The organism is Lachnoclostridium sp. An181, from assembly GCF_002160325.1.
Lineage (GTDB): Bacteria > Bacillota > Clostridia > Lachnospirales > Lachnospiraceae > An181.
In genome coordinates, this window is record NZ_NFKJ01000003.1 from 1 (window position 1) to 20,134 (window position 20,134).

Consider the following 20,134-nt stretch of genomic DNA (forward strand, 5'->3'; position numbering starts at 1 on the left):
TCTGCATGAACGTTCAAAGATGTGTAGCCCAATGTTCCCGCTGCCTGCGGTACTGCCATGCTTGCTACCAAGAGCATACTGAGCACTTTCAAATTTCTCTTCTTCATAGTAACCCTCTTTCTATCATTTTTGTGTAAATCAGCTGATATTTACTCTTTTATATTATTTTTTTGGTTATTATTTTCAATATCAAAATGCAAAAACATTTAATAGTATACTTTTTTCGGATAATTATACAATTAATATCTTTATGGAACAAATTTTCTATTATTTTCCATTTTTTATGTGCACTTTTCACTATTAATTTTATAGAAATTATTATATTTACTATAATAAATTTTAGCAGAAAAAATGCTCCCTTTCGGATAGCAAGTTTCATAATGTTAATCTACTATCCAGAAGGGAGCATATTATATTTTATTCTATAACTTTTTTGTCCGGGTTTCTAACAAAGAAATTTTCGTAACTGGTTAGCCATTATTAAATCAACAATCTTCTTTTCTCTTTGTATAAACCACAATTGATACCATTGCTGCTGCAAGCATCATTGCTGCCACTGCTGTCATGTTTGCCATATCGCCTGTCTTCGCAGATTTTGTCGTTGTTCCTTTTGCCACGTTTGACGTATTGGCCGTATTTGTATCTTTCTTATCTGCAGATGTACCCTTGTCGTCAGAGCTTGTCGTTGTACTTCCTGAATTCGCCACAGTACTTTCATCTGTATCTTTTACAGGTGTCAGTTTGGAAATCGCTCCTTCAAGCTCTTTAGCCGCTGCAGTTACTTGTGCTGTTGTAGCCTGCTCATCTTCATAAACTGCTTTTGCATCTGCAAATGCTGTCCTGAATGCCGCAAAGCTTTCTGCCTCGTAATCAGCCTCATTCAATCCTTCCGCCTTATTCAAAAGTTCTTCCAGAGCAGTCTTGTCCGGAATCTTCTGAAGTCCTGCCATGGCTGTGAGAAGGTTTTTCCATGCTGTATTGACCTCTTCCTGCATTGCATCGCCGTCTGCCTGCACTGCTTTTGCAGCCTCAAGTGCTTCCGCAAACGATTCTTTTCCATCATCCAGATAGGAGTCCATGTTGTTGTTCATCTCATCTGCCAGAGCGATCACTTTTGCAAGGTCTGTCTTGTCGCCCTGTTTGAAGGACAGATACTGCATCATGCTGACAAGCTCCTGCCATGCATTGTCCACCATTTCCTGAGTTACGGCTGCATCTCCTGCCTGAACTTTGTCAAGGAGTTCCTGACCTGTTTCCACTGCTGCGTTGAATCTGTCCACAACGGATGCAATAACACCTTCTGTGTCCGCTCCTGCTGCAAGCTCCAGTGCATATTCAAGAACTGCTGTGGATATTTTTTCTGATGAAGTTTCGTTCTTCATCATCTCCTTGATCTCCTCTTCTGTCAGCGCACCCTGATAAATCTTCAGATCATCTACCGCACCTTTCAGATATCCCCGGTCTGCCAGATTTGTTCTTGCATTTGCGCCAAGGAATAAAGTTGGAGCTGCAATGTAATGGTCTATCTCACCTTGTTTTTCACCATTGACATACAGTACAGTCTTGTTGTCTGCTCCCACAAATGTCAGATGTACCCATTCATCAGCCGGTGTTTCGTAATCAAATGTCCAGTCATCCACTCCATACTCGCTGACACCGACTTTCTTTGTATTCTTCCACTGTTCCAGTTTCAGTTCTCCTGTATTTCCCGAAATCAATGCAGTATTTGTGCGGTCATTGTCTTCCCGTTTTACCCACATACCGATTGTCCAGCTGCCTTTCACATCATTGATGCCAAGGTCTACATATCCTTCATCAAAGGAAAGGGCTTTCCCGTATTTACCGTCCACCCATTCAACACTTCCTGTGAGTGTTCCTGTATAAGCACCTTCACTGTCTGTTACGGTTGTACCTTCGCCTTCGTCAAAGTTCATATGGATCTGAAGAGGTTTTTCCCCTTTCTTGACCAGTCCGTCAATTGCTTCATTCAATGCATCTACTGCTGCACTGATTGTCTGCTGGTCATCTGTTGATAACTCCGGATTATTCTGAAGTTCTTCCGCTGCTGCCAGTTTTTCTTCCAGTACATCCCATGATTCTTCCGTGTATTCGTCTTCCACCAGTTTTTTCGCCTTATCAACAATGGAATTCAAAATACTCTTGTCTGCTTTTGGTTTCAATGCCAGTCTTGCATCATCCAGTGCCTGAGTAGCTCTGTTGATTTCACCCTGATTTGCTGCTCCATTTTCTTTGATTGCTTCTGCAGCAGCTTTGGCTGTTTCAAATTCTGCTTTTCCTGCTGTCACATAATCATCAAGATTTACTTTTTCTGCTGCCTCTAACGCAGTTTCCAGAAAATCTGTATAAAGCGGTACGTTCCCTTCATTCATCAGATCTTTTACTTGATCGGCTGTCAGTGCGCGGTTGATCACTTTCAGATCATCCATGCTGCCCTTTAATGCACCATTATCTGCCAGATCAGATTTCGCGTTGGAACCTGCTCTCTTGAACGGGGCTGTGATCACATGATCCAAAGAATCCTGTAATTCACCGTTTACATATAAAGAAGTGCTTGTTCCGTCTGATACAAATGCCAGGTGTACCCATTCTCCAATTGGAGCTTCATAGTCAAATGTCCAGTCCTCCACTCCAAATTCTGTTAATCCCACTTTATTCGTGTCATTATACTGCTCCAGTTTGATCTCTCCGGCATCTCCTGACAAAAGCACACTGTTTGTATGCGGATTGTCTTCTCTGTTGACCCACATGCTGGCTGTCCACTGTTTTCTTGCACCTTCCACATTCAAGTCAACATATCCGCTGTTGAATTTCAGACCTTTTCCATATTTTCCATCAACCCACTGAACATCTCCTGCGATTGTTCCCGGGTATTCCCCGGATACATCCTGAATCGTAGTTCCTTCTCCTTCATTCATTGTCCAGGAATCACTTACCGGAATGGACGGTTTTTCCCAGTAATCTTCATCTTCATAGAACTGAATGCCTGCATTTTTCAGACGTTCTCCATGAGCGATCATTCTGGTTCTGTAGTCTTCCCATACTCTGTCATCCTTTGGAGTCCAGCCAATCTCTGCATGTCCCATTAATCTTGGATAAATCATGTAGTCCCATGCTTCATCCTCTGCCAGAGTCTCTCCAAACATCGGAGCCTCTATACCTACAACCTGATCTTTGGAACCATGGTCTGTCGGATCCCAGTTGTAAGCATCATCGATTGGATTCATACTTGCCCAGGTCAGTCCATATGGGCAGGAAGAATCATACTTCATATCCATATATGCATGGTCTGCTGTTGATACAATATAATTGATCCCTTCCTGGAACTGGGTATTACCTGTTGACCAGAACTGTGTCACTGTATTCTCTTTGTCTTCTACTACAGTATCATAATTCTGCCATCCAATCGGAGTCTTTCCGTATTTCTGTGCAATCTCTGTGACACGGTTGCAGAAGTATGCATAGTCCTCATCGGATGTACTGTGTGCCTCATCTCCGCCGATATGAATGTATTTTGACGGATACAATGGAGCCACCTGTTTGATCACTTCTTCGATAAATTCATATGTTTTCTCATTGCGGCATTCATATGTACAGAACCCTACATCATAGCCGTCATATGGCTGTGTATTGTCATATCCAGGTGCATGCGGTTTTCCATCTTCTGTACTGTTGAGGAAATTTAAGGATACAAGCGCTGCCCATGTATGGGAAGGCATATCGAATTCCGGAATGATCTCAACATAACGTTCAGCTGCATACTCTGCCAGTTCTCTGAATTCTTCCTGCGTATACTGTCCTGGTCTGTAACCATTTGTTGCACAAGACCTTGACGCTCCGATGGTGCGCAGTTTGTCAAGACTTTCCCCGTACATTTCTCCCTTAATTTCCAGACGCCATCCCTGGTCATCCGTCATATGCATGTGCAGTTTGTTGATTTTATACTTTGCTGCCTGATCGATCTGACGTTTTACAGATTCTACAGGGAAGAAATGTCTTGCCACATCCAGCATCATTCCACGGTATTCATATTCCGGTTTGTCCTTGATGTCGCAATATGGGGCAGCCCACTCCACATCTGTTTCCACTTCTGTGCTCTCGATTTCTGACGGGAACAGCTGCCTCAACGTCTGAACTCCATTGAATACACCTTCCGGCTGGTATGCGGAAACTTTGATTCCGTTTTCATCTACTTTGACTGTGTAGCCTTCATTTCCAAGATCTTCCGCTCCGTCCAGTGCAAGCTGGATATCCTCCGCTGAAGCATCGTCTCCTGTTTTTACAGGGAGTTCAAATCCTGTTGATTTCTGAAACTCTTCCTGAAGATAGTTTCCGGTCCTTGTCACTTCAGCATTTTCATCCACATAGATTTCCGCATCATCCTCCAGGACAAATTTACCGCCATCTTCATCCTGATAGTATTCCAATGGTTTCGGAATCAACTGTCTTTCCAAACTTTCTGACTCTTTGGCGGTTCCCTCTGCTTTGGCATCGGTTATATTACCGTAAAGCCCGCTGGTCAAAACCATTGCGGATGCCAAAAGCAGAGAAATCACTCTGTGTCTTCTCTTTCGCATAACTACTTCCTCCTATACATTTTATTTTTTTATTCATAAAAATAATTATAGAATTTTAGTTGCTTTTTTTCATTACTAATAATTGCTGCTTTGTTTATATTTTTTGCTAAATTTATTCTTTCATTACTCCAATATATTTATGGTTAATACCCCTTACAGCCAGTAAGGAATTACCCATCTTGTTGCTTAAGCTGTTAGAATGAGTATGGCAATAGGTCTGGCCTTCCTTTCTCAGGACGTAGCGTCCGTAATTAAGCCAGTCAACCAGCCCTCATTCGCAGCATTCGTTTTACGCAGGTTGAACCCTTTTACGTTCATGTGATATCCCCAGTAGATTGAACAGTCAATGAATAAATCTGGTATTGACCATTGCTAGTTCATTTCAAAGGAGTTTTTATCATGAACGCTATTGGTATCGATGTTTCCGAAGGCAAAAGCACTGTCACCATCCGCAGCCCCGGCGGTGTGGTTCTCATGCCGCCCCGTGATATTCCACTCACCCGGTCCGCTATTAACACTCTTATTGAGCAGATCAAACGTCTGGACGACGAAACCAAAGCCTACATGGAGCACACCGGCAGATATTATGAACCCATTGCCAGCTGTCTCTCTGATGCCGGCATCTTTGTCAACGCTGTCAATCCTATACTTATCAGGGATTTCGGAGACGACTCTCTTCGTACTCCAAAGACGGATAAAGTGGATTCTAAAAAAATCTCCCGTTATGCTCTTGACCGCTGGGCAAAACTGAAACAATATAGAAACATGGATAAAACACGCAACCAAATTAAGACAATAAACCGGCAGTTCAGTTTCTATACGGACTAGAAAACTGCCATGAAAAACAACCTACAATGGCAAAAAATGAAGAGGGTAAAGTTTGTTGCCCAAACTGCGGCGGCACAAATTTACAGGCAATCACTGACACACACGGAAAGGGTGTAAAAGCCTGGAAAGTATGCTTATTTGGTATCTGTGGTCTTTGCGGAGCTGGCAAAACACAAACCGATCACTATTGGGTTTGTTCTGATTGTGGACATAAATTTAAAATGTAATGAATCGCAAAGACGAAATCTGGGTCAAAACAATGAATTGGTTTGCTAAGTATGGCGGGTGTCATCAAATGCCTGAAAGAAGTTTTTTCTTTCGAGGATATCAATTTCCGCTTTGTGCCAGATGTACTGGCATCGCTTTAGGTTATATTTTAGGAGTGTTATTCTGGATTTTTAATATCCAACTCTCTCTTTTATTACTATTGATATTCTTTTTTTCTTGTGCATTAGATGGAGTTATTCAGTATTTTACCCGTTATACTTCTACCAATCCTAAAAGATTTGTTTTGGGAATATTATGTGGCATTTCTATTGTCCATATACTTTTCAAAACTCTATCTTTTATTTATAACATCCTTATATAACAGAAAAACCGCCCCGGTGCGCCAACACCAGGACGGAGTTACATATCCGAAGATATGCGAATATTTTAACGGACACTATTGTATCATCTTTGGAACAGCCATGCAAGCGAAACAAAAGTTCGCTGGCTGTTATTTTTATACCCAAAATTAAGAAAGGTGATCTTATGGCATTAATCAACTGTCCGGAATGCAACCGGCAAATAAGCAGTGTTGCGCTCTGCTGCCCCGGCTGCGGCTATCCCATTAACCAACCTGTACTTCCAAAAAAGAAAAAAGTGTAAGGAGCACGAGACGCGCGAACGGTCACGGTACCGTATACCGATTATCCGGAAATCGACGCAATCTATGGGTTGCGTCTGTCACTACCGGTTGGGAGCTTAACGAAAAGACAGGCAGAGTTCGGCAAATTCAAAAACCCATTGGTTATTTTCCAACAGAATCCAAAGCAAATATTGCACTCGATCAGTACAATGAAAACCCTTATGAACTTACTACGAAGATTACCACTGTATCTGATCTGTACGAACATTGGACAGATGAATACTTTGAAGAGATTGATGCCTCTGCAATTCGGACCGTACAAGCCGCCTGGCAATATGTTCACTCTGAATTTAAAACGCAGAATGCCTGCACTCTGTCTCCCCAGCAAATCAAGAATCTTATCAATAGTTCTTATAAAATTGACGATAAAGGTAAAAAAGTCTCTCCGTCCGATAATACAAAATCCCGTATGAAGTCTATTTTTAATCTTATGTATGATTATGCCGTGCTTGCAAATCTCGTACAATACAATCCGGCAAAGCAATTCACACTCAAAGGAATACAGGGTAGATTGAGAAAAATCGAAAAGATAAAAACCCAATTTTGCCCGAGCATGAACAAATATTATGGGATGATTTGGACTACGGATATACGAAAATGATACTTATTAACATATATTCAGGATTGCGGCCAGAGGAATTGTTGCAGCTAAAAAAAGAAAATATAGACTTATTTCACATGACTATGACTGGTGGAATGAAAACAGATGCCGGGTTTAATCGGACCATTCCGATTCATCCAAAGATTGTCGGCCTTATCGAATACTATTATAAAAAATCTGATGGAGAACTTCTCTTTTACGATTATGATAAAACAACACCTGCTGCCATGACTTATGATAAATACCGCGGCCGCTTTAAAAAGATTCTCACTCGCCACGGGTTGGACAAGTTATACCGCCCAAGTTGTCCAAGACACACCTTTTCTACTCGCGCCAAAGATGCCCACATGGATGATTTTGCACGCAAAAAAATTATGGGACATGAAATCACAGATGTCACAGATAAGCATTATACACACCTGGATCTGAATGATTACCTCATGTCGGAAATCTGTAAAATCGGATGATATTTCTAAAAATCATGTTTCACAACAAGATTCCCGTGTTAGTTGTAGGTGTTAGTTGTGTGTTAGTTTCCGTTCCCTTTTTCTGTTTTTCCAGACCGCTTTTTTACAAATCTTGCTCAACGCTAAAAAACGCCGCAATCCCTTGAGATTGCGGCGTTTCCTGAGCTTTCATTGATCCAATTCTTAGAACTTACCTTCTTTAGCAGCCTCTTCAATAGCAACTGCAACAGCAACTGTCATACCAACCATCGGGTTGTTTCCAGCGCCGATAAGACCCATCATCTCTACGTGTGCAGGTACAGAAGAAGAACCAGCAAACTGAGCGTCAGAATGCATACGTCCCAATGTATCTGTCATACCGTAGGAAGCTGGACCTGCTGCCATGTTGTCCGGGTGAAGTGTACGTCCTGTACCACCGCCGGATGCAACGGAGAAGTATTTCTTTCCTGCTTCAATACATTCTTTTTTGTATGTTCCTGCAACCGGATGCTGGAAACGTGTCGGGTTTGTAGAGTTACCTGTGATGGATACGTCTACTCCCTCTTTCCACATGATCGCAACACCTTCGCGAACATCGTTTGCTCCGTAGCAGTTTACTTTAGAGCGAAGTCCGTCAGAGTAAGCTGTTCTGGAAACTTCTTTGAGTTCTCCTGTGTAGTAGTCATACTCTGTCTGAACATATGTAAAACCATTGATTCTGGAGATGATCTTTGCAGCGTCTTTTCCAAGACCGTTCAGGATAACACGCAGTGGTTTTTTACGTACTTTGTTTGCTTTCTCAGCAATTCCGATAGCACCTTCAGCTGCTGCGAAAGATTCGTGTCCTGCAAGGAATGCAAAACAGTCTGTGTCTTCTTCCAGAAGCATTTTTCCTAAGTTTCCATGTCCAAGACCAACTTTTCTCTGGTCAGCAACAGAGCCCGGGATACAGAAAGCCTGAAGGCCTTCACCGATTGCAGCTGCCGCATCTGCTGCTTTTGTACATCCTTTTTTGATCGCGATCGCAGCGCCTACGATGTATGCCCAGCAAGCATTTTCAAAACAGATTGGCTGGATTCCTTTTACCTGATTGTAAACGTCAAGGCCAGCATCTTTTGTGATTTTTTCCGCTTCTTCAATAGATGCGATTCCATAGCTGTTTAATACGCTATTGATTTTATCAATTCTTCTTTCATATGATTCAAATAAAGCCATTGTAACGTCCTCCTCCTATTCTTGTCTTGGGTCGATGATTTTTACTGCGTCAGCGACGCGGCCGTACTGTCCTTTAGCTTTTTCCCAAGCATCGTTCGGTGTATCACCTTTTTTGATGAAATCTGTGAATTTTCCAAGGCTTACGAACTGGTATCCGATGATCTCATTGTTCTCATCCAAAGCGATTCCTGTTACATAACCTTCTGCCATTTCAAGGTAACGAGGACCTTTTGCCAATGTTCCGTACATGGTACCAACCTGAGAACGAAGTCCTTTTCCTAAATCCTCAAGACCAGCTCCGATCGGAAGTCCATCCTCTGAGAATGCGCTCTGTGTTCTTCCGTATACAATCTGCAAGAACAATTCTCTCATAGCTGTATTGATCGCATCACAGACAAGGTCTGTGTTCAATGCTTCGAGAATTGTCTTTCCTGGCAGGATCTCAGATGCCATAGCAGCGGAGTGTGTCATACCTGAACATCCGATTGTCTCAACCAGTGCTTCCTGGATGATACCCTCTTTTACATTCAGTGTAAGTTTACACGTTCCCTGCTGAGGTGCACACCAGCCTACACCGTGAGTTAAGCCGGAGATATCCTTGATCTCTTTTGCCTGTACCCATTTTGCTTCTTCTGGGATTGGAGCTGGTCCATGGTTTGCACCCTGTGCAACCGGACACATCATTTGTACTTCGTGTGAATAAATCATGTTAAGACTCCTTTCAAATTATGAAATTTTCTCTTTTATAATGGTTGATAAAGTTTTAACACCCATATATAGCTATATTTTCTCACAAACTGTGGGTTTCGTCCACATATTTTTTCCTAATTTTTCGTTTTTGGCAACTTTATGTATGCCGGGAAAGTAAGCTCTTTCCCATTGTCACTATTGACGGTTTTTGTCTGTTTTTACAGCCATCCGTCTGCTCCGCCCTTGTATGGAGAATCATAATATCCACCGCCATCGCTGCCCCCAAAATCACCGCCGTCACGGAAAAATCTGTCAAAATTGTCATAATAGTCATCCAAATAGTTGCCCTCATCTTCATAATACTCCTGGTAAGGTGATAGCTCCTGCTCCATCTCATGGACAATCCGGTTCTGCTCCTCTATTGCATCCGACACAACAAACCCTGCATGGACAGCTCCCACAACCGCGATTACGCATGCCACCGCAACAGCAATTTTCTTTTCCGGATATTTCTTTTTTCCTTCCCTTTGCAGCAATTTTTCAATCTGAATATGCATCGGCGTGTATCGGATTCCATTCTCGATCATCTCCTCACCATCCAGAATAAATCCAAGATGCATATATGCCTGCACTGCCCCTGGCGCCGCGTTCACAGTCAGGTACTGAATCTGCAGCTCCTTTATCTCCCCGGCTGCCTTTTTTAAAAGTTCTCCGGCAATTCCCTTCCTCTGGCAGTCCATTCTCACAAAAAGAAGGGTAATGTGTCCTTCTTTTGTCATCTGTAATACGCCGCGTATTCCATCTTCCTCAAAAGCAGCGTATGTCTTTCTACGCCCTGCCAAAAATCCACTGCGCTGGTTGTTGTATTCCAAAAAATCCAGAAAAGTTTTCTGCCCTTCAGCTGTATAGCTGTTTGCCACCTGCTCCATAAACACCTGGTAGCACAGGTTCATGGCATCCCACAATTCTCCCTCTTTTACCAAACGTACTTCCATTTTTCCACTTCCTTCTACTACTTTATACATGATACCTGTTCAGCCAAAAGCAGCAATGCCTGTCTGACGGTTTCGTTTCGATTTTCTTCTCTTGTTCCATGCAGGCGCAGCTCTCTTACCGTGACCTTTCCAAAGAGACTGCATCCTATATATATGAGCCCTACCGGCTTTTCCTTTGTCCCTCCGTCAGGCCCTGCAATCCCGGTAGTAGATAAGGCTGCGTCCGCCTTGGCTGACCTGGCTGCCCCGGCTGCCATCTCTTCTGCTGTCTCCTTACTCACAGCGCCGTACTTTTGGAGTGTCTCATGAGATACTCCAAGCAGCTTTTCTTTTGCCTGGTTGGAATAGGTAATGTATCCTTCCTCATACACAGCTGATGCCCCCGGCACATTTAACATCGTTCCGGCCAAAAGTCCTCCGGTACATGATTCTGTCGTCGTGACTGTGATATGATGTTCCATCAATTTTTTCATAACCTGTTCTTCTAATCTCATCACTTTGCCTCCACTTCTGTCATTTCTTGTCCCATATCCTTATCATAACACAAAAGACAGTACTTCCGCCTTCCATTTTTCGGAAATACTGTCTTTTTTCTTACATGCCGCCCTTTGTCAGGACCTGCACATTTTTTGCCACATAATCGATCAAAGATACGATTGTCAAAATCAATGCCGCCCAGATCAGCACTGTTTCAACAGTGTCGAAAACACCGCCCAGATCCATGATCAGGACAATGATCATCAGCATTTGAAATACGGTTTTAAATTTCCCCCAATAACTTGCAGCAATGACAATACCGCTGTCAGACGCCACAAGACGGAAACCGCTGATGATAAACTCTCTGCTTATGATGATGATGACGATCCACGCAGCAAGCTTTCCGCTTTCCACAAGACAGATCATCGCGGAGGAGACAAGAAGTTTGTCTGCTAACGGATCCATAAATTTTCCAAAATTGGTCACCAGATTGTATTTTCTTGCAATCTTTCCATCCAAAAGATCCGTAAAACTCGCGATACAAAAGAGCGCAAGGGCAATCCATTTACCGGCATCTCCCGCCACGTCCGTGAGCATAAAAAATACAAAAAACGGTATCATCAATACTCTTAACACTGTGAGTTTATTTGGTAAATTCATGGTATCATCTCTCCTATCAAATCATATTCCAATGCCCCTGTCACCTTTACTTTGACAAAATCCCCGGACATCAGTTCTTCCTCTGTATTGATAAAAATGAGCCCGTCCACATTCGGTGCATCCTTGTACGTTCTGCCGACATAGGCGTTTTCATCCGCAACTTTTCCTTCCACCATGACCAGCACTTCTCTTCCGATCATATCCTCAGCCATGTCAAATGCAATCTCCTGCTGCAGTTCCATAAGCTCTGCCTGTCTCTCTTCTTTGACCTCTCCCTCTATCTGGTCTTCCATCAAAGCTGCAGGGGTATCTTCTTCCTGGGAGTACGTAAACACGCCCAGTCTGTCAAACTCCATCTCATCCACAAACTGCATCAGTTCTTCGTGATCTTCCTGTGTCTCACCCGGAAATCCGGTGATGAGCGTAGTGCGAAGGGCAATATCCGGAATTTCTTTCTTAAGTTTCCCGATGATCTCCATCAGCTGTTCTTTCGATGTACGCCTTCCCATGCGTTTTAAAATCCGATTGCTTGCATGCTGGATCGGCAGATCCAGATAGTGGCAGATCTTCTTTTCTTCCTTCATCACTTCGATAAGCTCATCCGTGATCTCCTCCGGATAGCAATAAAGAATCCGGATCCAGTAAATACCGCTGATCTTGCAAAGTTTTCGTAATAGCTTATGCAGTGATTTTTCTCCGTACAGATCTTTCCCGTACAACGTCGTCTCCTGCGCCACTAAGATAAGCTCTTTGACTCCCTGAGAGGCAAGATCTTCCGCCTCTTTGATGAGTCTTTCCATCGGAACGCTCCTAAAGTTTCCGCGGATCTTCGGAATAATGCAGTATGTGCAGTGTTTGTCGCATCCTTCGGCTATCTTTAAATAAGCGTAATGCCCTCCGGTTGTGACAAGTCTTTTTCCTTCTATCAAAGGCAAGGCATCGATATCCTTTAAATGCATACCGTGTTTGCCCTCCAGCGCTTCCTCCACTGCCTCAATGATCTCGTCAAATGAGCTTGTCCCCAAAATGACATCCACTTCAGGAATCTCATCCAGAATTTCCTGCTGATATCTCTGCGCCAGACATCCTGTCACCACAAGCGCTTTTAGAGATCCCGTCTTTTTGTACTCTGCCATCTCAAGGATGGTCTGTACACTCTCTTCCTTTGCGTCATGGATAAAACAGCATGTATTGATAATGATGATGTCAGCCAAAGTTTCATCATCTGTCATATGATATCCTTTTGCCGCCAAAAGGCCCAGCATGGCCTCTGTATCCGCCAGATTTTTATCGCACCCAAGCGAAACAAATAATATGTTCATTCGTTTTCCCCTTATCAGTTTTTAAGGCAGATACCTTTTTGGCACCTGCCTTTTTCTTATCCTTACTGTTCAGAATCCTCTGCAACAATTTTAATCTTTCCTTTGTTGAGCTCTTCAATTGCAATGGATAGCGGTTTATCCTCCGACTTGTGCATCACCAAAGGCTCTGCACCGGCAATGATCTGTCTTGCTCTTTTTGCTGTTGCAAGAACGATGGAGTATCTGCTGTTGACAATTTTTGTAGCTCCCTCCTCAACGTCCTGGTTTACAACTTTCATCAAATCCGTATAAGATGGATGCAGCATGATTATTCCCCTTTCCTGTTCTCTTTTAATTCTTTCCTTATTCTTTCAATAAACTGGGCATTGCGCGCTGTCCGGCTGTGCTCACTTTGAATGATACGGTGAACCTCTTCTGTGCACTCATCCAGCGTATCGTTCACAACCAGATAATCATACTCTTCGATTCCCTCCGCCTCTTCTGCGGCACGTCTCATCCTGGATTCCACAACCTCCAGTGTCTCTGTGCCTCTGCCGATCAACCTTTTCCTCAATGTCTCCATATCCGGAGGCGTGATAAAAAGAAGGAGCGTCTGAGGAAATTTTTCCTTGACTTTGAGCGCACCCTGAATCTCAATCTCTAAAATTACGTCTTTTCCTTCCAAAAGTTTTTGCTCCACATACGCTTTTGGTGTGCCGTAATAATTATTTACGTATTCAGCATACTCTATCAGGCCATCTTGTGCAATCATTTTTTCAAAATCTTCTCTTGTTTTGAAAAAATATTCTCTCCCGTCCATCTCTCCTTCCCGCGGCTGTCTTGTAGTCGCGGAAATGGACAGCGCATAATTGTCATGCTCTTCCAAGAGCTTTTTCATGATGGTACCTTTCCCGGATCCGGAAAATCCTGATACGACAATCAAAATACCTTTTCTATCCATTTTCTTCACCTTTCATAATGTCATATTTCAGTATCATACCATTAAATGAAAAATTATTCAATATTTTGTATCTGCTCCCGCACTTTTTCTACTTCTGTCTTCAGCTCTATGGCAAGATTGGATGTCTCCAGATCATTGGCTTTGGAGAGGATCGTATTTGCCTCCCGGTTCATCTCCTGAGCGATAAAATCCAATTTTCTTCCAATCCCTTCACTGGCCTCCAACGTTTCCTTCATATTCCTGATATGGCTTTTCAGGCGGACTGTCTCCTCATCTGTGCAGATCTTGTCTGCAAAAAGAACAACTTCCTGCGCGATCCGGTTCTCATCGATCTGTGTATCATCCAAAAGCTCTTTGACTTTTGCCTCTATCTTTTCCCTGTACTCTGCAACGATCTTTGGAGAGCGTTCTTCCACCTTCTCCACATATGTTTCCATATTGTCCAGCTTTTCGATCAAATCTTTTTTCAGATGGATTCCCTCCGCAGCTCTCGTCTCCACAAGCTGCTCAAACGCTCCTTCCAATGCCTGCTTTAAAATATTCCAGAGTTCTTCCTCGTCCGCTGTCTGCTCCTCCATAGTGATCACTTCCGGACATCTTGCCAAAGTAGACACCTTTACATCGTTCTCCAATCCAAAAGTTTCTCTCATCTTCTTATAATATTCCATGTACTCCCTTGCCAGCGTTTCATTGTATTTCAGCGCAACCTGGGTTTCCGTCATATCCTCATACGTGATAAAAATATCTATCTTTCCTCTGGACGCGTACTGTTTTAAAAGGTTTCTTATGGAGGATTCGAAAAAATTCAGTTTCTTCGGCATCCGGATATTTACATCCAGATATCTGTGGTTCACGCTTTTTAACTCCACTGTAATCTTCCGCTCTGCCTTGGAAATCTCAAATCTCCCAAAACCTGTCATACTTTTTATCATCTGCACTACCTCATTTTCACTGTTTCCTGTGTTAAATCATTATTGTTTATGATAATCTTTTTCTACTTTTATGTCAACTGAAAGCTCCCCGCGAACAGACAGAATACGCTTACAGGAACTATCTATCCGTCATTTCTGTAAATCTATGACTCTCTTCTATATAGGACATGATTTCATCGTCACTTAGAGTATTATCCAAAATAATAGAAATCCAATTTTTTTTATTCATATGGTATGCCTGATAGAACCCTTTTTGCTTTAAAAGTTTTTTTATTTTTTCTTCATTTAATTTAACATTTATAATTTCTACTTCATAATCTCCTTGAGATATTTTGCCTATACTAATATTCATAATCAATGCATACCATTTTTCATTGCTAGTATTTCTATATATACCGTATCCAGGGTATTTTTTCCATAAAAACTCTGGTTTATCATCATATTTTTGTATGATTAAATGAGATATTCTATTTGCCTGACCTGACAAAAAGTATTCTGTCGTAGTACAACTATTTTTTATATCCCATAAAATGTTTTCAAATTCTTCTCGAACTTTTGCAACAAATTCTCCCACCAAAGATTCAATACGAAAGTTTGTATATTCTTCATATAATGATAAATCTAATACTGTCCCAGCGATTCTTCCATCTTTGGTAACAATAATGTCAACTCTAAAATTATCATTCATAATATTTTTTGAGTAAATATAATCACCATTTTCGTTTGAAAATCCATAAGACAATAATTTTTCAAAATCTATCTTACATCTTTTGAATACTTCTTTTTCAATGCTCATTTGTTTACACTCCCATAAATCTGTGATCAATCCTCTGGCTTTTATCTTTGATTATAGCACGGTAACGAATAGTCGTCATTTCATTCCTTGTTTTATTGTAAAAATACTTATGTGATAAATTTCCTGTTCAAATTCTTGCGATCACTGATAGATAGAATGTTAAGGCCATGCTATAATGAAAGATAAGAATTAAAATTAAGATTTTAAGATAACAATATAGCTACAAAACAAACGATGCACAGGAGGAACAAATCATCATGGCTTTAGACGGAATTACCATCGCTAATTTAGTAAAGGAATTTAAAAAAAATCTAATAGAGGGCCGCATCAATAAAATCGCACAGCCGGAGACGGATGAACTTCTTCTCACTGTCAAAACTCCATCCGGCCAAAAAAGGCTGTGTATCTCTGCCAGCGCGTCCCTGCCTTTAATATATGAAACTTCAGAAAACAAACCAAGCCCAATGACAGCGCCTAACTTCTGCATGCTGCTTCGCAAATACATCGGAAATGGAAGGATCGTAGACATCTTTCAGCCATCTTTGGAGCGCATCATTCACTTTGACATTGAACACCTGGACGAGCTTGGGGATGTCTGCCGCAAGAAACTGATCGTGGAAATCATGGGAAAACACAGCAATATCATTTTTTGCACTGCAGACGGAAAGATCATCGACAGCATCAAGCATGTATCCGCACAGATGAGCTCTGTCCGGGAAGTACTGCCGGGACGGGAATACTTTATCCCGGATACCATGCACAAAAAAAATCCATTGGAGACTACATGGAAAGAATTTAAAGAGGTACTTTGCTCCAAACCAATGCCTTTATCTAAAGCTGTTTATACTGGGTTCACAGGCATCAGCCCTGTGATTTCGGAAGAAATCTGCCATCGCGCAGGAGTGGATTCTTCCATCCCTCCAAAAGAGTTTTCCGAAGATATGCTCCTGCATTTTTACAAACAGTTTGTCTTCTTTTTTGACGCTGTGAAGGAAGGAAATTTTGAACCAGCTATCTACTATGACAAAAAAGAACCTAAGGAATTCTCTTCGGTTCCACTTACACACTTTTCTACTTATAGCAAAGTCTCTTTTTCTTCTGTATCAGAGGTTGTGTCCAACTATTATGCGTCCAAAAACATACTTGGCCGTATCCGTCAAAAATCCGTTGACCTGCGCCATATCGTACAGACTGCGCTTGAGCGCAACCGGAAAAAATATGACCTTCAGCTAAAACAGTTAAAAGATACGGAAGGAAGGGAAAAATTCAAAGTCTACGGCGAGCTCATCCACACTTACGGCTACAATGTTCCGGAAGGAGCCAAAAATATGGAGGCATTGAATTATTATAAAAATGAAACTATCTCCATTCCTTTGGATCCAACGAAAACTCCGGCAGAAAATGCGAAAAAATATTTTGAAAAATACAATAAATTAAAACGCACCTATGAGGCACTGTCCACACTGATCACAGAGACAAAAGATGAGATCGACTATCTGGAATCTGTCAGCAACGCGCTTGACATTGCCCTTAGCGAGGACGATCTTCTGGAGATCAAAGAAGAGCTCATCCGTACCGGCTATGTAAAGAAAAAAGCGTCCAAACAAAAAATAAAATGGAAAAGCCATCCGTTTCATTATATTTCCAGCGATGGTTTTGACATGTATGTAGGTAAAAATAATATTCAGAACGAGGAACTCACTTTCCAGTTTGCCTCCGGGAATGACTGGTGGTTCCACGCAAAAGGCATTCCCGGCTCCCACGTCATTGTAAAAAGCAATGGACAGGAACTTCCGGACCGGACATTCGAAGAGGCCGGCAAACTGGCTGCCTACTATTCCAAAAGCCGCGGCAGCGATAAAGTGGAGATTGACTATGTGGAGAAAAAACATGTAAAAAAAGTAAAGGGAGCAAAGCCAGGCTTTGTCATTTATCACACTAACTATTCCCTTGTCATGGACTGTGATATCTCGGACATTCAAAAATCCGAGTCCGAATAACCGGAAAGTTCTTTTGTAAGAGAGAATCGATTCTTCTGAAACGTAAGAATGGATTCTCTTTTTAGTTTTCCAAGCTCTTTGGAGAGTGCGCTCCTGTCCACTCCGAGATAATCTGCCATCTCCTGCCTGTTAAACGGAATCTCAAAGTTGTAACTGCCCGCTTTTTTTGCCTGTCCCGAAAGAAAAGACAATATTTTCTCCCTCGTCGTTCTTTTTGACAGGTAAGTAATTTTCTCGGAAAGCTGCAGATTTTTTTCCGCCATGATCTTCAGAAGATTTTTGACAGCTCTTTGATGGAACTGGCAGGAAGACGGACAGACGTGCAGAATTTTTTTGCAGTCAAGAAACAAAATTTCTGTTTTCTCCGATGCAAGGACACTGACTTCGAGTCTCATTCCCTCCACGTAGGCGTACGTCTCACCAAACAACTCACCTTCCTTTAACTGTGCCAAAATGGTTCGGTTCCCCCAAAAGTCTTCTTTGATCACCTGCACTTTTCCGGTCAGAATAAGCCCCATCTCATGTATCGTTTGCCCTTCATTAAAAATATAATTTCCCTTGCCATATGTCGCTCTTTTTGCACCCATACACTTTAGCATAGACTCAATTTCTTCCTCTGTATTTCCTTCAAACAAGGTACTTTTTTTTAAAATTCCCATCACAAACTCCTATTCTTTGTTGCAAAAACAACAGACAAATTTTTATTTTTTTATTATACTCTGTGTGTCATGAAAATTCTATAAAAATAACTGATATTGGGAGGATACTATGATTCGACGTATTATAAAAATCAATGAAAAAAAGTGTAATGGCTGCGGGGCCTGCGCAACCGCCTGCCACGAAGGTGCGATCAGAATGGTAAACGGCAAGGCAAAACTGATCCGGGATGATTACTGCGATGGGCTTGGCGACTGTCTTCCTGCCTGTCCTGCAGATGCCATTTCCTTTGAGGAGCGCGAGGCAGCTGCCTACGATGAACACGCCGTAAAACGCCATCTGGAAAAACAGCCAACAAAAACAGCCAACAGAAATTCTGTTTCTTCAAGCCAACTTTCCCAGTGGCCGGTACAGATAAAACTTCTTCCGACAAAAGCACCTTATTTTCAAAATGCCCACATATTGATAGCAGCTGACTGTACTGCTTACGCTTACGCCAATTTCCATCAGGACTTTATCAAAGGCCGCACAGTGCTCATCGGATGTCCCAAACTGGATATGGTCGACTACTCCGAAAAACTGACGGAAATCTTCCGCGAAAATGACATTGCTGATGTCACCGTAACCCGCATGCAGGTTCCTTGCTGCGGCGGTATGGAGTACGCGGTAAAAACAGCCGTGCAGGCAAGCGGAAAAGAGATTCCTGTAGAAGTGTGCATCATTTCCCCGGATGGAAATATTTTAAATTAATACAAAAACACGGACAGCTCCTTTGAGGCGTAAGGAAACTGTCCGTACTTTTCTATTCGTAAAGCGGATATTTCTCGCAGATAGCATTGACAGCACTTCTGATCTCATCTGCTTTTGTCTCAAAATCTGTCACCGTCAGTTTGATCAGTCTGGCAATCTCTTTCATATCATCTTCTTTCAGCCCTCTTGTCGTGACAGCCGGTGTTCCAATACGGACACCGCTTGTGACAAATGGACTTTGCGGATCATTTGGAACCGCATTTTTGTTCACTGTGATGTAAACTTCATCCAAACGGTTCTGAAGTTCTTTTCCTGTGATATTCATATTCTGCAGATCCACAAGCATCAGATGATTGTCCGTTCCCCCTGACACCAGATCAAAGCCTTCATCCACCAGTGCCTGTGCCAGCACTTTTGCATTCTTTACCACCTGCGCCTGATATTCCTTAAACTCCGGTTTCAAGGCCTCACCAAAGCATACTGCCTTTGCCGCAATGATGTGTTCCAAAGGTCCCCCCTGCGTTCCCGGGAAAATTGCCTTGTTGATCGCCTTTGCATGTTCCTCTTTGCACAGAATCAATCCCCCTCTTGGACCTCTTAGTGTTTTGTGGGTTGTCGTCGTCACTACATCCGCATACGGAACCGGACTCTGATGCAGCCCTGCCGCTACAAGCCCTGCGATGTGAGCCATGTCAACAAAGAGAATTGCTCCAACCTCTTTTGCAATCTCAGAAAATTTTTCAAAATCAATCGCTCTTGGATATGCAGATGCCCCTGCCACGATCATCTTTGGCCTGCACTCCAGCGCCTGACTGCGGATGATGTCGTAATCCAAATATCCGTTATCATTTACACTGTAAGGCACAAAATGATACAAAAGACCGGATGCATTGACCGGTGAGCCATGTGTCAGATGTCCGCCGTGATCCAGGTTCAGCCCCATTACAGTATCCCCTGGATTTAAAAACGCCTGGTATACAGCCAGATTTGCATTTGCTCCGGAATGAGGCTGCACGCACGCATGTTCTGCCCCAAATAGTTTTTTTGCTCTCTCGATCGCGATATTCTCAATCACATCCACATCCTGGCATCCACCATAATATCTTTTTGCAGGGTATCCTTCCGCATACTTGTTAGTCGGCACGGTTCCCATAGCGAGCATAACAGCCGGACTCACGATGTTCTCCGATGCGATAAGCTCTAAATTTCTTCTCTGTCTTCCAAGTTCCCCGTAAAGCGCCTCTCCTACTTCCGGGTCAAATTCTTTCACAAAATCCATCACTTCTGTCACTAAATTCATACATGCGTTCTCCTTTTCTC

General features: G+C 42.5%; 18 protein-coding genes. 5 read left to right on the forward strand and 13 right to left on the reverse strand.

Annotation, left to right across the window (positions count from 1 at the left end):
* Positions 1-485 precede the first annotated feature (485 nt).
* Positions 486-4,595 carry a family 20 glycosylhydrolase gene (locus tag B5F18_RS02500; protein ID WP_087156094.1) on the reverse strand — a complete coding sequence of 1,370 codons (4,110 nt, stop codon included), beginning with the start codon at positions 4,593-4,595 and terminating at the stop codon, positions 486-488.
* A gap of 399 nt (positions 4,596-4,994) precedes the next feature.
* Between B5F18_RS02500 and B5F18_RS02505 the strand changes: the two genes are divergently transcribed.
* The 3 genes from B5F18_RS02505 (at position 4,995) to B5F18_RS02525 (ending at position 7,401) form a co-directional block, all read left to right on the forward strand.
* Positions 4,995-5,423: an IS110 family transposase gene (locus B5F18_RS02505; protein WP_242955786.1), complete on the forward strand. Its 429-nt coding sequence runs from the start codon at positions 4,995-4,997 to the stop codon at positions 5,421-5,423.
* 295 nt (positions 5,424-5,718) lie between these two features.
* The gene (locus tag B5F18_RS13035) at positions 5,719-6,012 is read left to right on the forward strand and encodes a DUF2085 domain-containing protein (RefSeq protein WP_242955794.1); all 294 of its coding nucleotides are present in this window, start codon (positions 5,719-5,721) and stop codon (positions 6,010-6,012) included.
* 918 nt (positions 6,013-6,930) lie between these two features.
* A complete protein-coding gene (locus B5F18_RS02525) occupies positions 6,931-7,401 on the forward strand; it encodes a tyrosine-type recombinase/integrase (RefSeq protein WP_087156098.1) in 471 nt (156 codons plus the stop codon).
* A 183-nt stretch (positions 7,402-7,584) separates the two neighbouring features.
* On the opposite strand, the gene B5F18_RS02530 is transcribed toward B5F18_RS02525, so the two are convergent.
* The 10 genes from B5F18_RS02530 to B5F18_RS02575 all read right to left on the reverse strand — a co-directional run bounded on the left by B5F18_RS02530 (position 7,585) and on the right by B5F18_RS02575 (position 15,407).
* Entirely contained in the window at positions 7,585-8,595 is a 1,011-nt protein-coding gene (locus B5F18_RS02530) for a GGGtGRT protein (RefSeq protein WP_087156099.1), read from the reverse strand.
* Between the two features lie 15 nt (positions 8,596-8,610).
* On the reverse strand, positions 8,611-9,303 hold the full coding sequence (locus tag B5F18_RS02535) for an iron-sulfur cluster assembly scaffold protein (RefSeq protein ID WP_087156100.1): 693 nt from the start codon (positions 9,301-9,303) through the stop codon (positions 8,611-8,613).
* 200 nt (positions 9,304-9,503) lie between these two features.
* Positions 9,504-10,280 (reverse strand): GNAT family N-acetyltransferase, encoded by a 777-nt coding sequence (locus B5F18_RS02540; protein WP_162607524.1) that lies wholly within the window; start codon positions 10,278-10,280, stop codon positions 9,504-9,506.
* A gap of 17 nt (positions 10,281-10,297) precedes the next feature.
* Positions 10,298-10,774 (reverse strand): CinA family protein, encoded by a 477-nt coding sequence (locus B5F18_RS02545; protein ID WP_087156102.1) that lies wholly within the window; start codon positions 10,772-10,774, stop codon positions 10,298-10,300.
* Between the two features lie 100 nt (positions 10,775-10,874).
* Positions 10,875-11,417: a CDP-diacylglycerol--glycerol-3-phosphate 3-phosphatidyltransferase gene (gene pgsA / locus B5F18_RS02550; protein WP_087156103.1), complete on the reverse strand. Its 543-nt coding sequence runs from the start codon at positions 11,415-11,417 to the stop codon at positions 10,875-10,877.
* Positions 11,414-12,739 carry a 30S ribosomal protein S12 methylthiotransferase RimO gene (rimO, locus tag B5F18_RS02555; RefSeq protein ID WP_087156104.1) on the reverse strand — a complete coding sequence of 442 codons (1,326 nt, stop codon included), beginning with the start codon at positions 12,737-12,739 and terminating at the stop codon, positions 11,414-11,416. The genes pgsA and rimO overlap by 4 nt, the downstream gene beginning before the upstream one ends.
* Positions 12,740-12,801: 62 nt before the next feature.
* Positions 12,802-13,044, reverse strand: a complete 243-nt coding sequence (gene rpoZ / locus B5F18_RS02560; RefSeq protein WP_087156105.1) for a DNA-directed RNA polymerase subunit omega — start codon at positions 13,042-13,044, stop codon at positions 12,802-12,804.
* A gap of 2 nt (positions 13,045-13,046) precedes the next feature.
* Entirely contained in the window at positions 13,047-13,679 is a 633-nt protein-coding gene (gmk, locus tag B5F18_RS02565; protein WP_087156106.1) for a guanylate kinase, read from the reverse strand.
* Between the two features lie 53 nt (positions 13,680-13,732).
* Positions 13,733-14,611 (reverse strand): YicC/YloC family endoribonuclease, encoded by an 879-nt coding sequence (locus B5F18_RS02570; RefSeq protein ID WP_087156107.1) that lies wholly within the window; start codon positions 14,609-14,611, stop codon positions 13,733-13,735.
* 118 nt (positions 14,612-14,729) lie between these two features.
* Complete coding sequence (locus tag B5F18_RS02575; RefSeq protein WP_087156108.1) at positions 14,730-15,407, reverse strand: MmcQ/YjbR family DNA-binding protein; 678 nt, start codon at positions 15,405-15,407, stop codon at positions 14,730-14,732.
* Between the two features lie 257 nt (positions 15,408-15,664).
* Between B5F18_RS02575 and B5F18_RS02580 the strand changes: the two genes are divergently transcribed.
* Positions 15,665-17,407, forward strand: coding sequence for an Rqc2 family fibronectin-binding protein (locus tag B5F18_RS02580; protein WP_087156109.1), 1,743 nt, complete (start codon positions 15,665-15,667; stop codon positions 17,405-17,407).
* Here B5F18_RS02580 and B5F18_RS02585 read toward each other — a convergent pair.
* A complete protein-coding gene (locus B5F18_RS02585; protein WP_087156110.1) occupies positions 17,386-18,066 on the reverse strand; it encodes a Crp/Fnr family transcriptional regulator in 681 nt (226 codons plus the stop codon). The genes B5F18_RS02580 and B5F18_RS02585 overlap by 22 nt on opposite strands.
* Before the next feature lie 109 nt (positions 18,067-18,175).
* On the opposite strand from B5F18_RS02585, the gene B5F18_RS02590 reads away from it, so the two are divergent.
* A complete protein-coding gene (locus B5F18_RS02590; RefSeq protein WP_087156111.1) occupies positions 18,176-18,814 on the forward strand; it encodes an ATP-binding protein in 639 nt (212 codons plus the stop codon).
* A gap of 52 nt (positions 18,815-18,866) precedes the next feature.
* Here the strand turns inward: B5F18_RS02590 and glyA are convergent, their stop codons facing one another.
* Entirely contained in the window at positions 18,867-20,114 is a 1,248-nt protein-coding gene (gene glyA, locus B5F18_RS02595; protein WP_087156112.1) for a serine hydroxymethyltransferase, read from the reverse strand.
* Positions 20,115-20,134: the final 20 nt, after the last annotated feature.

What these genes read in the sequence shown, in the direction of transcription:
- B5F18_RS02500 (WP_087156094.1), bottom strand. Translation starts at nt 4,595, where the DNA reads ATGCGAAAGAGAAGACACAGAGTGATTTCTCTGCTTTTGGCATCCGCA.
- B5F18_RS02505 (WP_242955786.1), top strand. Translation starts at nt 4,995, where the DNA reads ATGAACGCTATTGGTATCGATGTTTCCGAAGGCAAAAGCACTGTCACC.
- B5F18_RS13035 (WP_242955794.1), top strand. Translation starts at nt 5,719, where the DNA reads ATGCCTGAAAGAAGTTTTTTCTTTCGAGGATATCAATTTCCGCTTTGT.
- B5F18_RS02525 (WP_087156098.1), top strand. Translation starts at nt 6,931, where the DNA reads ATGATACTTATTAACATATATTCAGGATTGCGGCCAGAGGAATTGTTG.
- B5F18_RS02530 (WP_087156099.1), bottom strand. Translation starts at nt 8,595, where the DNA reads ATGGCTTTATTTGAATCATATGAAAGAAGAATTGATAAAATCAATAGC.
- B5F18_RS02535 (WP_087156100.1), bottom strand. Translation starts at nt 9,303, where the DNA reads ATGATTTATTCACACGAAGTACAAATGATGTGTCCGGTTGCACAGGGT.
- B5F18_RS02540 (WP_162607524.1), bottom strand. Translation starts at nt 10,280, where the DNA reads ATGGAAGTACGTTTGGTAAAAGAGGGAGAATTGTGGGATGCCATGAAC.
- B5F18_RS02545 (WP_087156102.1), bottom strand. Translation starts at nt 10,774, where the DNA reads ATGAGATTAGAAGAACAGGTTATGAAAAAATTGATGGAACATCATATC.
- pgsA (WP_087156103.1), bottom strand. Translation starts at nt 11,417, where the DNA reads ATGAATTTACCAAATAAACTCACAGTGTTAAGAGTATTGATGATACCG.
- rimO (WP_087156104.1), bottom strand. Translation starts at nt 12,739, where the DNA reads ATGAACATATTATTTGTTTCGCTTGGGTGCGATAAAAATCTGGCGGAT.
- rpoZ (WP_087156105.1), bottom strand. Translation starts at nt 13,044, where the DNA reads ATGCTGCATCCATCTTATACGGATTTGATGAAAGTTGTAAACCAGGAC.
- gmk (WP_087156106.1), bottom strand. Translation starts at nt 13,679, where the DNA reads ATGGATAGAAAAGGTATTTTGATTGTCGTATCAGGATTTTCCGGATCC.
- B5F18_RS02570 (WP_087156107.1), bottom strand. Translation starts at nt 14,611, where the DNA reads ATGATAAAAAGTATGACAGGTTTTGGGAGATTTGAGATTTCCAAGGCA.
- B5F18_RS02575 (WP_087156108.1), bottom strand. Translation starts at nt 15,407, where the DNA reads ATGAGCATTGAAAAAGAAGTATTCAAAAGATGTAAGATAGATTTTGAA.
- B5F18_RS02580 (WP_087156109.1), top strand. Translation starts at nt 15,665, where the DNA reads ATGGCTTTAGACGGAATTACCATCGCTAATTTAGTAAAGGAATTTAAA.
- B5F18_RS02585 (WP_087156110.1), bottom strand. Translation starts at nt 18,066, where the DNA reads ATGGGAATTTTAAAAAAAAGTACCTTGTTTGAAGGAAATACAGAGGAA.
- B5F18_RS02590 (WP_087156111.1), top strand. Translation starts at nt 18,176, where the DNA reads ATGATTCGACGTATTATAAAAATCAATGAAAAAAAGTGTAATGGCTGC.
- glyA (WP_087156112.1), bottom strand. Translation starts at nt 20,114, where the DNA reads ATGAATTTAGTGACAGAAGTGATGGATTTTGTGAAAGAATTTGACCCG.